This is a genomic window from Pilimelia columellifera subsp. columellifera (assembly GCF_039532605.1).
Taxonomy (GTDB): domain Bacteria; phylum Actinomycetota; class Actinomycetes; order Mycobacteriales; family Micromonosporaceae; genus Pilimelia; species Pilimelia columellifera.
The window spans coordinates 446,778-460,098 of the sequence record NZ_BAAARY010000001.1 but is presented as its reverse complement, the minus strand read 5'-3'; the positions used below and the strand labels follow the sequence as shown (position 1 = coordinate 460,098).

Sequence of the window (13,321 nt, the reverse complement as noted above, 5' to 3'; positions counted from 1 at the left end):
AGGCCGTGGCCCTACTCCACCGGCCAGAGGTGGACCGGCACATCCGTGCGTTGCAGCTCGCTGTACCGCTGCAGCATGGCCCGGAGCGCTGCGTCCCGGTCCAAGCCTCGGCTCTGGGACGCCGCGACCATCTCGGACTGCCAGATCGCCCCGTTGCGACCGGTCCGGCAGCGCCCCTCGATGACTCCGAGCAGCCGGTCCCGGACGTTGCTGGCCACGCCAAAGCGGTCGAGCCCCTCGGCTGCCTGCTCCAGCATCGTGTCCAGGACCAGCTCGACGACGCCGACCTGACCCCTTCTGGGCCACCGGATGGTGGCGCCGAGCCCCTGCCGGGCGGCGGCGTGGAAGTTCTCCTCGGCGGTGGTGAAGGGAAGCTGCGTCCACACCGGCCGGTCGTCCTCGGCCAGATAACGGGTGAGTCCGAAGTAGAAGGCGGCGTTGGCCAGCATGTCGACGACGGTCGGTCCGGCTGGCAGGACCCGGTTCTCGACCCGCAGGTGCGGGCGCCCGTCCATGATGTCGTAGACCGGCCGGTTCCACCGGTAGACGGTGCCGTTGTGCAGCCGCAGCTCGTTGAGCTGGGGAACTCCGCCTGACCGCAGAACAGCGAGTGGGTCCTCCTCGTCGCAGATCGGAAGCAACGGGGTGAAGTACCGCACGTTCTCCTCGAACAGGTCGAAGATCGAGGTGATCCAGCGCTCGCCGAACCAGACCCGGGGGCGGACGCCCTGGGCCTTGAGCTCGTCCGCGCGGGTGTCCGTCGCCTGTTCGAACAGCGCGATCCTGGTTTCCGCCCAGAGCCGCCGGCCGAAGAGGAAAGGCGAGTTGGCGCCGACGGCCACCTGAACGGCGGCGATCGCCTGGGCGGCGTTCCAGTAGCAGGCGAAGCTGTCCGGGGCGACCTGCAGATGCAGCTGGAGGCTGGTGCACGCGGCTTCTGGCGCGATGGAGTCCGCGGACTCGCGGAGCTCCTCGACACCGCGGATGTCCAATGGGATGTCCTCGCCCCGGGTCTCGACGATCTCGTCGTTGAGCACCCGGTACCGGTCGTTGGCGGACAGGTTCTCCACCACGGTGTGGCTGGTGGTGAGGGTCGGCAGGATACCCACCAGGATGATGCGACTGTCCGCTTTCATGGCTCGGTCGGCGGCCCGGGCCAGGCTGTCGGACAGGTCGCGCCCGTAGTCGTCGAATCCGCGGCCGCCGATGAGCCTCGGGCTCGCGTTGAGCTCGATGTTGAACTGGCCAAGCTCGGTCTGGAAGGCCGGGTCGGACAGGTGGGCGAGGATCTCCTCGTTGCGCATGGCGGGCTCGGCGTGCGTGTCGACGAGGTTCAGCTCCACCTCCAGCCCGGTCGTGGGTTGGTCGGCGTCGAACTGGAACTCGTCGAGCATGAGCGCGAAGACATCGAGGCACTGGCGGACCTTGTGGCGGTACCGGGTGCGATCGGCCCGGGTGAACGCCCGCCGGGTGATGTCCTTGCCCATGTGACCCTCCCGCCGGCCGCGGAGTAGCCCCCGCGTTGCTGACCCTCCACGTTAGGAGGGCGTCACCGCGGAAGCTAGGGACAAACCCGACAGATATCAGCTCTCGGTATGCGCCCACATGCGCAGCGTCGCCACTCCTCCGATGCTTCTACCCGTTTTAGTGGGACCAGACACCAGGGCGACGGACAGCACAGTGAGGTGTCGGATGGCGAGGTCGCCCGCAAGGGTGAACCCGCCGTCGCCAGCGGCGGTGAGCCCGCCGCTGCGGAAGGTGAGCCTCGGGTGCTGTGCTCCTCGACGTCGAGGAAGGTGGGGCTGCGCAGGGTGGGTGTCGCGGTCGGCGACGCCGGCGTCGATGCTGGCGGCCCCGATCTCGGCTACGACGGCTGGGGCGGTCGGGTCCTCAGCTTGCCCACCATGAGGCGCCGGGCTAGTTGACTGTACAACTATATGTGCAACAAATGTCCACCTATCAAGTATTGTTAGGATGAGGTATGTCCACCAACCTTTTCGACGACGAGCGCATCACGGCGTTCGGACTTTTCGTCGAGGCCTACACCGGCCTCCACGCCCGGCTGGCCGAGCAGTTCGCCGAGCACGGCCTGTCTATGGTCGAATTCGAAGTCCTGCTGCGGCTGAGCCGCTCGGACCAGCACCAACTGCGGATGACCGACCTCGCCGCCCAGACCTCACTATCCACCAGCGGCGTGACCCGGGTCGTCGACCGGATGGAACGGGACGGCCTCATCTGCCGCCGGGCCTGCACCCACGACCGCCGCAGCTCATACGCGGTCGTCACCAGCACCGGCATGGGACGACTCAACGAGACCCTCCCCGGCCACCTCGACCTGATCCACGAATGGTTCACCGGCCGGCTGCCCGCCGGGCAGCTCGCCACCACCCTGGCGGCGCTACGGGTCATCCGCGACGCGGTGGCGCCCGCGGCCACCTCCGGCGCCACCCCACGCCGGTAGCCTCGCGCGCCGGGGACACTGATCCGTGCTGGGCGACGCCACGGGTACGCCAACCTGCCGCCCACGGCCGACCCGCCCAAGATCGCAATCACCCGATCGGGGTAGGCAAATTATGCAAATCGGGCTTGTCGCCCGGCAATTCAGGGCTAACGTGCACGGAGGAAGGCACCACAGGCGCGTGGCGAGTCTTCAGCAGGTGAGCTTCCTCGGGGGATATTTCGCTGGCCACGCGCGGACGTGGGCAGCGCGCGCCAGCCGTCTCGGGGGAACGGCAGGCCGCGCTGCCCACTATGTCGTAGGGCGCAGTGGGTTCGCTTACAGACCCAGATCCCGGGCAATGATCATGCGCTGCACCTCAGAGGTGCCCTCGCCGATCTCCAGGATCTTCGAGTCCCGCCAGAACCGGCCCACCGCGAACTCGTTCATGAACCCGTAGCCACCGTGCACCTGGGTGGCCTCGCGGGCATTGTCCACCGCCGCCTCGGAAGCGAACAGCTTCGCGATAGCGGCCTGCCTTTTGAAACCGACGCCAGCGATCATCCGCGACGCCGCCTCGTAGTAGGCGAGCCGGGCCAGGTGCGCCCGCATCTCCATGTCAGCGATCTTGAACTGGATGGCCTGGTAGTTGCCGATCGGCTGGCCGAACGCGTGCCGCTCCCCGGCGTACTTGAGCGACTCGTCAACACAGCCCTGGGCCAGACCCACCGACAACGCAGCGATGGCGATCCGACCCTCGTCCAGGATCCGCAGGAACTGGGCGAAGCCCCGCCCCCGCTCGCCGAGCAGGTTCCCGGCCGGCACCCGGCAGTCGTCAAAGGCCAGCTCATGGGTGTCGGAAGCGCACCAACCGACCTTCGAGTAGCCCGGCTGGACGTGGAAGCCCGGCGTCCCGGACGGGACGATGATCGTCGAGATCTCCTTGGACCCGTCGGCCTTCATGCCGGTCACCGCGGTGACCGTCACCAGCGAGGTGATGTCGGTGCCGGAGTTGGTGATGAACGCCTTCGCGCCGTTGATGACCCACTCGTTGGTCGACTCGTCCAATACCGCCCGGGTCTGGGTGCCGCCGGCGTCCGAGCCACAGCCGGGCTCGGTCAGGCCGAAGCCGGCCAGGGCCTCGCCGGCGATGAGCTTGGGCAGCCACCTGGCCTTCTGCTCAGCGGTGCCGAACCTGTAGATCGGCATCGCGCCCAGCGAGACGGCCGCCTCCAGGGTGATCGCGACTGACGAGTCGATCCGGGCCAGCTCCTCCAACGCCAACGACAGCGTGAAGTAGTCGCCACCCATCCCACCGGCGTCCTCGGAGAACGGCAGACCGAACAGGCCCATCCGGCCCATCTCCCGGACGATCTCGTACGGGAAGGTCTTGTTCTCGTAGTGCTCGGCGATGACCGGCGCCACGACCTTGCGGGCGAAGTCGCGCACGCTCTCGCGCAGCGCCTTCTGCTCCTCGGAGAGCTGGAAATCCATGGGGTGCCTCCTGTGCTGCTGGCGTCAGACCGGGGTGACGCCGTGCCGGCGCCGTGAGAAGGAGCGATCCTTGGTGCGCGCTGCCGCGTACCGGGCGATCAGCTCGTCGCGCAGCTGCTCGGGCTGCGTGATGGTGTCGATGACCAGCTCGCTGGCCAGCCGCACGATGTCGATGTCGGTCTCGTACTCGGCCCGCCGGGCCGCCACGAACGCAGCCCGCTCGGCCTCGTCCGCGATCGCGGCGATCTTGTTGGCGTAGACGGCGTTCACCGCGGCCTCCGCGCCCATCACAGCGATCTTCGCGGTGGGCAGGGCGATCGTGGCATCCGGCTCGAAGCCCGGCCCGGCCATCGCGTACAGACCCGCCCCGTACGCCTTGCGCACCACGACGCAGACCTTCGGCACGGTGGCCTCCGAAATCGCCGTGATCATCTTCGCGCCGTGCCGGATGATGCCCTGCTTCTCCACCGCTGTGCCGACCATGAAGCCGGGGACATCGGACAGGAACAGCAGCGGCACGTTGAACGCGTCGCACAACTGCACGAACCGGGCCGCCTTGTCGGCGGAGTCGACGAACAGCACCCCACCCTTGAAGAACGAGTTGTTCGCCACCACGCCGACGACCTCGCCGTTGAGCCGGGCGAAACCGGTGGTCAGCTCCTTGGCGAACAGCGCCTGGGTCTCGAAGAACGATCCGTCGTCGACCAGGGCCTTGATGTAACGGCGCATGTCGAACGCCTGACGCTCGGTCGGCGGGACCAGCGCGGCCAGGTCGCCCTTGCCGGCCGGCTTCGCCTCGGCGCTCGGCGGCTGCTGCTCCCAGTTGCTCGGCAGGTACGACAGGTAGCGCCGGACCGTCTCGATCGCCTCGGCGTCGGACTTGCACAGGAAGTGACCGACGCCCGAGTCGGTGCAGTGCACCTTCGCGCCGCCCATCTCCTCCAGCGTCGTCTTCTCGCCGGTGACCATCTCGACCATGCGGTCCGAGCCCAGGTACATGCTGGCGTTGCCGTCGACCATCGCGACGACGTCGCAGAAGGCCGGGATGTAGGCGCCACCGGCTGCCGACGGGCCGAACAGCGCGCACGCCTGCGGGATGGAGCCCGACGCCCGCACCTGGTTCCAGAAGATCTTGCCGGCGCCGCGGCGGCCGGGGAACAGGTCGACCTGGTCGGTGATCCGGGCCCCGGCCGAGTCGACCAGGTAGACCATCGGGACGCCGGTCGCGTACGCCCGCTCGATGATTCGGATGATCTTCTCGACGGTGCGGGCGCCCCAGGATCCGGCCTTGACCGTGGAGTCATTGGCCATGAGCGCCACCGGACGGCCGTCGACCGCCGCCGTGCCGGTGATGACGCCGTCGGCGGGCAGACCCTCGGCCATGGCGTTGGCGTAGACGCCGTCCTCGACGAAGCTGCCCTCGTCGACCAGCAACGCCACCCGCTCACGCGCGAACAGCTTGCCCTTGGCCGCGTTCGCGTTGTGGTACTTCTCCGCGCCGCCGGCCACCATGCGCTTACGCAACTGCTCCAGCGCGTCCCTGTCGAGCGTCACCCGCTCCACCCTCCCCGAAAGACTTGAACGATCGTTAGGTTAGCCCATTTCTCGGCATGGCCCCCAATTCGCGGACGTGGATCGGACCGGCTGGTCAGGACATCGCGGTCAGCCGAGTACGCGGGCCGGCGCGAAGGACCCCCGACGGAAGCTCCTTGCCGACGATCTCCTGGGCCAACTCGGCCACCTCGACCAGCCTGTCGAGGTCGATGCCGGTCTCAATGCCCATGTCGTGCAGCATGTGCACGACCTCCTCGGTCGCGACATTGCCCGTCGCCCCCGGCGCATACGGGCAGCCGCCCAGGCCGCCGACGCTCGCGTCGTACTCGACGATGCCCAGTTCCAACGCCACCAGGACGTTGGCCAACGCCGTGCCGCGGGTGTTGTGGAAGTGCAGCAGCAGCGGGATGTCGGCCTGGCGGTCGCGGGTCAGCGACACCAACTCCCGCACCCGGCGCGGGGTTCCCATGCCGGTGGTGTCCCCGAAGGCGATCCGGTCGGCGCCGTCGGCGACCACCCGGTCGACGATCGCCGCGACCCGTTTCGGGTCGACGTCGCCCTCGAACGGGCAGCCGAACGCCGTCGAGATGATCACTTCGGCGGTGGCGCCGGCGCCGTGCAGGAGATCGATAAGTGCGGCGATGTCGTCCAACGACTCGTCGGTCGACCGGTTCACGTTCCTGCGGTTGTGGGTGTCGCTGGCCGACACGACGACCTCGATCTCACGGAAACCGTGCGCCAGCGCCCGCCGCGCGCCGCGCGAGTTCGGCACCAGCGCCGAGTAGCGCACCCCGTCGGCCTTGGTCGCCCTGGTCCACACCTCGTCAGCGTCAGCCATCTGCGGGATCGCCTTCGGATGCACGAACGACACCGCCTCGATCCGCCCCACCCCGGTGCCCGACAGGGCGTCGATGAGGCGGACCTTGGCCTCGGTGGCGACCGGCGCCTCGTTCTGCAGGCCGTCCCGCGGGCCGACCTCGCGGATCGACACCCTGCTCGGCAGTTCAAACATCACCGACTCCTTCGCCATCGCCTGACAATCACAACCGGACCCGGGCCGGGCGGCTTCCCGGCCCGGGCTCCCCGGCTCAGCGCATCCGGCCGACGATGCCGGTGTCGTAGTCGCCGCTGACGAACTCCGGGTTCTCCAGCAGCTCGGCGAAGAACGGCAGGTTCTTCTTCGGGCCCTCGATGACGAAGCCCTCGACGGCCGCCTTCGCCCGCTCGATCGCCTCGGCGCGGTCGGCGCCGAAAACGATGAGCTTGGCCATCAGCGAGTCGTAGAACGGCGTGACCATGTTGCCCGCCACGTACCCGGAGTCGACCCGCACTCCCTCGCCCGTCGGCTCGGTCCAGACGCTGATCGCGCCCGGGCCAGGCAGGAACCGCTTCGGGTCCTCGGCGTTGACCCGCAGCTCAATGGCGTGGCCGCGCGGCGTCAGGGCATCGGGGTCGAAGTTCGGGGCCAGTCCGCTCGCGGCCCGGAACTGCTCCTCGACCAGGTCGACGCCGTAGACCAGCTCGGTGATCGGGTGCTCGACCTGGAGCCGGGTGTTCATCTCAAGAAAAAAGAACTCGCCGGTGGCCGGGTCGAGCAGGCACTCGACAGTGCCTGCGTTGCGGTAGTTGACGGCCTCGCCGGCGCGCACCGCCGCCGCGCACAGCGCCGCCCGCTGCTCCGGCGACACCGCCGGCGACGGGGACTCCTCGGCGACCTTCTGGTTCCGCCGCTGCACCGAGCACTCGCGCTCGCCCAGAGCCACCACCCGGCCGTCGGCCAGGCCCAGGATCTGCACCTCGATGTGACGCACCCGCGGGAAGTACCGCTCCAGCAGGACCGAACCGTCGCCGAACATCCGCTCGGCGAAGCCCTTGATCTTGTCGTACTCGGCGCGCAGACCGTCCTCGTCCTCGGCGACCGCCATGCCCATGCCGCCGCCGCCGGCCGCCGCCTTCACCATGATCGGGTAGCCGATGCCGGCCGCCGCCGCGACGGCGTGCTCGATGTCGGCGACCGGGTGGTCGGTGCCGGCGGCCACCGGCACCCCGGACAGGCCCATGAGGTTCCGCGCGTTGATCTTGTCGCCCATGGCGGTGATCGCGTCCGGGTCCGGTCCGATCCAGACCAAGCCGTTCTCGACGACGGTGCGGGCGAAGTCGGCGTTCTCCGACAGGAAGCCGTAGCCAGGGTGGATCGCCGCGGCCTTGGTCTTCTTCGCCGCCGCCAGGACCGCCTCGGTGTCCCGGTAGCTCTGCGCCGGGTTCGCGGGGCCGATACAGACCGCCTCGTCAGCCTCGGCGACGAACGGCAGATCGGCGTCGGCCTCGGAGTAGACGGCGATGGCCCGGATACCCAGCCGCCTGGCCGTCCGGATCACCCGACGGGCGATCTCGCCCCGATTGGCGACCAGCACCGACTCGATCATGTTTGTGCCTCTCCTGTCATTTCTTGTCCGCCGGCCGCCGCGGGGGATGCGGCGGCCGGAACATCAGCCCAGCAGCGCGGCGAGCGCCGCCGCGCGAAGCAGCTCGGCCAGCCGGTCCCGGTCGACCTCGCCGCCGAGAAACGGGGTGGAGTTCATGAGACCGAACGCCGCGTGCGCCAACACTCGCGCCTCCGCCGGTGTCAGGTCCGGGCGCAGCGCGGCCAGCACCACCACCCACTCCTCGACGTAGAGTCGCTGGAGCCGCCGGATCTCCCGGCGCGGCTCCTCAGGCAGCCGGTCCAACTCGTTGAGGTGCAGCGCGATCACTGCCGGGTTGGCCAGCGAGAATGCCACATGGAAGTCGACCAGCGACTCCAGGGTCTGCCGCGGCGTCCCGTCGCAGCCGACCACCCGGTCCCGACCGCCGCTCAGCAGGCCCTGACTTACCGGCACCAGCGCGGCGGCGAGCATCGCCTCCTTGCCGGCGAAGTGGTGGTACAGGGCCGGCCCGGTGACGCCGGCGGCCGCGCCGATGTCGTCCATCGAGACCCCGTGGTAGCCGCGACCGGCGAACAGGCCGACGGCGATGTCCAGGATCTCGTCCCGACGCGAGCGTCGCCGGCCAGCCGAGGCGGCGCGGGGCTGATCGGTCGTGGTCACCCCGCCAGGGTAGCGGCTGCCCTCCGGATGACTAAACGATCGTTCACCGCCGCCGGGCCCGGCGATGTTTCACGTGAAACAAGTTCTGGTCACTCGGTCAGCCCGTACTCGTCCCGGAGCAGGGCCGCCTCGTCGGGCCGGCCCTGTGCCTGAATAGCCTGCGCCAACAGCCACGCCGCGTTCGGTAGCATGGCCGCGTCGCGGGGCAGGCCGCCCACGAGCTGCCGCAGCAGCGACTCCGCCTCGGCCGGCCGCTCCAACCGCAGCAGGACCTCGCCGATGAGCAACTCGGTGGCCGCGGCCTCGCCGAACGCCCCGATCCCCCGCAACGCGTCCGGACCTGCCGCCAGCCGCTCCAGCGCCTCCGCGAGATCCCCGGCGCCGACCAGCACCCGGGCGGCGTCATACCCGAGCATCGCCCGCTCCCAGACCACCGGCGGTTCGTCCGCCAGCTCGACCGGCAACGCGGCCGCCGCCCGGTCCGCCTCCGCGAGCGCCTCCCGGGCCCGCTGCGGCTGCTGCGCCCAGTGCCAGGACACCGCCCGCCGACGTAGCGCCCGCGCCACCCCCAACCGATCCTCGGCCGCCCCGAACGCCGCGGCCGCGTCGCCGAACCGCGCGGCCGCCTCGGCGTCCCGGTCCACCCGGTACAGCAGGTCGCCGGCCTCCTCCCGCATCCGGGCCGCGTCGGCGAGCTGGTCGAAGCCCGACAGCCGCTCGGCCAGCACCTCCAGCAATGCCAACGCCCGGTCGTTCTCGTCCAGCTGCCGGTAGATGCCGACGAGCAGGTAACGCGCCTGGTCGACGGCAGGTGTCACGTCGGCGGCCGCGAGGACCGGCAACGCCTCCTCGGCCACCTCAGCCGCGTCGAGCGGACGGCCGGCGGCGAAATAGGCATCCGCCAGCTCCAGCCGCAGCAGCGCCGCCTGCTCCAGCTGACCCGCGGCGCTCGCCAGGCCCAACGCCTCCACCAGATCGTCAACCGCGTCCCCGGCCCGGTCCAGCGCCCGCTTCGCCCGGGCCCGCGCGACCAACGCGACGACCAGCTCCTCGCCGGACGCGACCTGGACCGCTTCCTCGAACGCCGCCAGCCGCTCCTCGTCGGCGCCCTCGGGCGCCAACTCGCCCAGCAGCAGCGACGCCCGCGCGAGATCCTCGTCGCCGAGGGTCCGGTAGAGGTCCCGCGCCTTCAAGGCCGCCTCCCGGGCCTCGTCCAACCGGTCCGCCTGGGCCAGCAGTTGGGCCCGGAGCAGCGCCACGTCGGCGAGGACCGACGGCACACCCGTCTCGCCAGCGATGACGTCCGCCCGAGCCAACTCCGCCAACGACTCGTCCAGCCGCTGCGCCACCGCGTACGCGTGCGCCAGCCGCAGGCGCGACACCGCCCGCGCCCTGGGCTCACCGTGTTCGGCCAGGTACTCGGCGCTCTGCGTCAGGCCCGCCAGGCCCTCCTCCGAGCGCCCCATCAGGCACCACGCCAGCGCCAACGCCCCGGCGGCCTGCGCCGCTCGCGGCTCATCGCCCACCGCCCGGTACAGCTCCCGCGCCGTCGACCAGTGCTTCGCGCCGGCCTCGATGTCGCCGACGCCGGCCAGCCGGTACCCACGTTCGTCCTCGAGCCGGGCAGCCACCGCCCGGTCCAGGTCCGCAGCGCCGAACCGCTGCTCGAACACCGCGAACAGGGCCGCCGCCTCCTGACCACGACCAGCGCGCCGCGACTGCTCAACCTGGGTGATGAGGTCCATCGGGTCCACGCCGTCCGGCACCACCGGCGCCGCCGCCGATGCGGACCGGCCCGGCGATCCTGCAACTGCCCCCGACGCCGACAACGACAGGTCGAGAAGTTTGACGGCCGTGAGCACCCCCTCGATCCGCTCGCCCTGGTGGCCGGTGCCGTTACGGGCGTCGAACCGCGCCGCCAACTCCCGCGCCTGCGCCGCCAGCGACCTGGCCAGCTCCGTCACGGGAACATCCGCGCCAGCACGTCGCACCGGCACCTCGCCCTGACCAGCCTCGGCCGCCAGAGCCAACACGCGCGCCGCCGCCGCCGCGAAACCCATCGCGCTGAACGGCGACGGCGCCCGGTCCAACCAGTCCACGTGCCGGCGGACGATCTCCAGCCCGCGCGCCGCGTTGCCCGTCACCGTGCAGAAATCGAGGTGCTCGGCGATGCCGCCCAGATCCCCGATGTCATCGCGCATGGACCGGTAGGCACGCAGGTGCGCCACCCGGGCATGGTCCAGCCGCCCCGTCCGCAGATACGGCAGCAGCAGCGCGGTGAGGATCGCCTTCGGCTGCTCGACGCAGGTCAGCTCCCCGCCGAGCACCGGGTCCGCGAGCGCCACCGCCTCCTCCCACCGGCCCCGGTCCCGCAGGTGCCACACCTTCCCCGTCGGGTCACACCCCGCGCAGTCGGAGTTCTCGTCCGGCGCGGCTGCCGACCACCTGTCGAACCAACGGTCGGCGGCAGCCACGTCGCCGACATGCCGGGCCACCGACCACCGCTGCGCGTACACCGCGTGCAGACTGTGCCCGCCGGCCCGGTACCGCCGCTCCATGTCGTCGAGCACCGCGAACGTCCGCGCCAGCGGCAACTGCGGGAACCGCGGCAGCGCGTTCGTCACGTACTTGAACTGCCACCGGAGATGGCCGTCGACGGACCGGTCGAACCGGCCCGGGTTCGCGTCGAACTCCGCCAGACACCACGAGAACGTGACGAACGCCTTCGCCGGCTCGCCGCCGTGCTCGTACGAGTCGGTCGCCAGCATCCGGGCCATGAACCGCAGCTCGTCGTCGCCGTCGGCGTCGGCGTGCCGGATCGCCTGCTCCACCGCGGCGACCTTCGACGGCCCGTACGGCATCGCGTTGGCCTCCTGTAGCAGGCCCCTGATCTGGTCCGATGTCACCGATCTCCCCTGTCGGTCAGGACGGCCCGCTCCAGCAGGCCGAGCAGCGAACTGTTCATCAGCGCGGCGTCCGCCGGCCGGATCGGATGGTGACCCATCAGCAACGCCTGCCCGTACAACCCACGGACCGCCATCCCGACTAGCGCCGGATCGGCGAGGCTGGCCATCCGACGCACCAGCGGACTGCGGTGGTTGAGCACCAACTGCGGGCGGTCCGCCGGGGTCGACGAGGCGATCGCATCGAGCACCTGCGCCCACTCGTCATCGACCCGCCCCCGAGTCTGCGTCAACGAGGAGCGGAATTCCGCCGACCGGCTCACCAGGTACAACGCCGGCAACGACACCGGGTCGAAGGCGCGTAACACCACCTCGCAACCCGGCTCGGCCAACGCCGACTGCGCCGCCGCCAGGAACGGTTGCGCCGCCAGCTCCAGACCGGGGTCGATGCTGTCGAAGCGGGTCGCCAGATCGCTGGGCTCAAGCCGCTCCACCAACGTCGACCGGTCCAGCTCCGGCAGCCGGGCGATGAGATCACCGTCGTAGGTGTAGCCGGCGTTGACCAGCGCCAGACCCTGCGCCGCGGCTACCGCCGCGACCTGCCGGAACTCGTCCACCGTCGCCGAGTACCGCACCACCTCGTGCTCGGCCCGGAATTCGGCCAACGTCATCGGACCGACGTTCGTCTCGAACGGCCAGAAACGCTCGACCAAACGCAGCATCTCGTCATCATGCAACGCCAACGCCTTCACCCCGAGGTGGTGAACGCGCAGGAACTCCCCCAGCTTCGACGGGTTGACCGTCGCCAACCGCACCAGCCAGGACCGCAGCTGGTCACCGAGCGCCTCCCGCGTCGCCTCCAACAGCCCGTCGTCAGCCAACGCCTCCCGGCTCGCCGTCGGCCGCAACGCGCCAGCGTCCACGACGCACCGGGCGAAGAAAGCCCACTCCGGCAACACCCCCTCAGCGCCGTCGGACAACAACATCCGCTTCAGGTAGACCCGGTGCCCCGAACGCGACGCCGGATTCGACGGCGCGGGAAGCACGAACGCCGCGCCGGACAACCCCGCGGCCGGCGCCGACAAGGCGATCACATCGAACGGGGTGAAACCGAAGACCTCCTGCGCGTAGGCGACCAGGCGCTCGCGCCGATCCCCCGGATCACCCGCCCACGGCGGTGGACCACCGGTCACCAATTCATCGCCGACCCGCACCGACACCGGCAGCAGCGACCCGTACAGGCGGGCCAGCTCCGTGACCGTCGCGCTGGTCAACCAATGCTCGGCGTCCCGCCGAGGCGTCAGCGTCACGGTCGTGCCCTGTTCCCTCCGCTGCTGGCCAGGCGGGGCGGGCGCCACCTCGTAACGGCCGTCGGCATGGCCGGTCCACAACACCGTCCGGCCGTCAGCGGCGCGGGTCTGCACCCGGATCTCGTCGGCAACCATGAAGCAGGACAGCAACCCGATGCCGAACTGGCCCAGGAACTCGTGCCTGGCGAAACCGAGATCATCCCTCTTGCCGCTACGCCCGATGGTGGCCAGCAACTCGTGGACCTGCGCCTCGGTGAGCCCGATCCCGGTGTCGTGAACCCGCAACACCCCGGCGCCCGGGCCGTCCGCCGGCTCGATCCACACCTGGGCGGGCGCGCCAGGCTGCTGCTCCCGACGCGCGGTGACCGCGTCGACGGCGTTCTGCAGCAACTCCCGCACATACACCCGCGGACTGCCGTAAAGGTGGTGACTGAGCAGGTCGACCATCCCACGCAGGTCGACCTGGAAGGTGTTGCTCACAAACCGTGTCCTGACTGTCGAACTGTCCTCGCCAGACGGCGACAGTACCCGGACCGG

10 protein-coding genes are annotated in these 13,321 nt (G+C 70.3%); 2 read left to right on the top strand and 8 right to left on the bottom strand.

Annotated elements, in window-relative coordinates:
- Positions 1 to 11 precede the first annotated feature (11 nt).
- A complete protein-coding gene (locus ABD287_RS02135; RefSeq protein ID WP_344167236.1) occupies positions 12 to 1,487 on the bottom strand; it encodes a glutamate-cysteine ligase family protein in 1,476 nt (491 codons plus the stop codon).
- 198 nt (positions 1,488 to 1,685) lie between these two features.
- On the opposite strand from ABD287_RS02135, the gene ABD287_RS02130 reads away from it, so the two are divergent.
- Together ABD287_RS02130 and ABD287_RS02125 are read left to right on the top strand one after the other, a co-directional pair.
- The gene (locus tag ABD287_RS02130; RefSeq protein ID WP_344167234.1) at positions 1,686 to 1,925 is read left to right on the top strand and encodes a hypothetical protein; all 240 of its coding nucleotides are present in this window, start codon (positions 1,686 to 1,688) and stop codon (positions 1,923 to 1,925) included.
- 56 nt (positions 1,926 to 1,981) lie between these two features.
- Positions 1,982 to 2,461, top strand: a complete 480-nt coding sequence (locus ABD287_RS02125) for a MarR family winged helix-turn-helix transcriptional regulator (protein ID WP_344167232.1) — start codon at positions 1,982 to 1,984, stop codon at positions 2,459 to 2,461.
- Positions 2,462 to 2,776: 315 nt separating this feature from the next.
- Here the strand turns inward: ABD287_RS02125 and ABD287_RS02120 are convergent, their stop codons facing one another.
- The 7 genes from ABD287_RS02120 to ABD287_RS02090 all read right to left on the bottom strand — a co-directional run bounded on the left by ABD287_RS02120 (position 2,777) and on the right by ABD287_RS02090 (position 13,264).
- Complete coding sequence (locus tag ABD287_RS02120) at positions 2,777 to 3,931, bottom strand: acyl-CoA dehydrogenase family protein (RefSeq protein WP_344167230.1); 1,155 nt, start codon at positions 3,929 to 3,931, stop codon at positions 2,777 to 2,779.
- A gap of 24 nt (positions 3,932 to 3,955) precedes the next feature.
- On the bottom strand, positions 3,956 to 5,485 hold the full coding sequence (locus ABD287_RS02115; RefSeq protein WP_344167228.1) for an acyl-CoA carboxylase subunit beta: 1,530 nt from the start codon (positions 5,483 to 5,485) through the stop codon (positions 3,956 to 3,958).
- A 94-nt stretch (positions 5,486 to 5,579) separates the two neighbouring features.
- Positions 5,580 to 6,497 (bottom strand): hydroxymethylglutaryl-CoA lyase, encoded by a 918-nt coding sequence (locus ABD287_RS02110; RefSeq protein ID WP_344167226.1) that lies wholly within the window; start codon positions 6,495 to 6,497, stop codon positions 5,580 to 5,582.
- Between the two features lie 76 nt (positions 6,498 to 6,573).
- Positions 6,574 to 7,911 carry an acetyl-CoA carboxylase biotin carboxylase subunit gene (locus ABD287_RS02105; RefSeq protein WP_344167224.1) on the bottom strand — a complete coding sequence of 446 codons (1,338 nt, stop codon included), beginning with the start codon at positions 7,909 to 7,911 and terminating at the stop codon, positions 6,574 to 6,576.
- Positions 7,912 to 7,974: 63 nt separating this feature from the next.
- A complete protein-coding gene (locus ABD287_RS02100) occupies positions 7,975 to 8,571 on the bottom strand; it encodes a TetR/AcrR family transcriptional regulator (RefSeq protein ID WP_344167222.1) in 597 nt (198 codons plus the stop codon).
- A gap of 89 nt (positions 8,572 to 8,660) precedes the next feature.
- Positions 8,661 to 11,477, bottom strand: coding sequence for an ATP-binding protein (locus ABD287_RS02095; protein WP_344167220.1), 2,817 nt, complete (start codon positions 11,475 to 11,477; stop codon positions 8,661 to 8,663).
- Entirely contained in the window at positions 11,474 to 13,264 is a 1,791-nt protein-coding gene (locus ABD287_RS02090) for an HSP90 family protein (RefSeq protein WP_344167218.1), read from the bottom strand. Before ABD287_RS02090 ends, ABD287_RS02095 begins: the two co-directional genes overlap by 4 nt.
- Positions 13,265 to 13,321 lie beyond the last annotated feature (57 nt).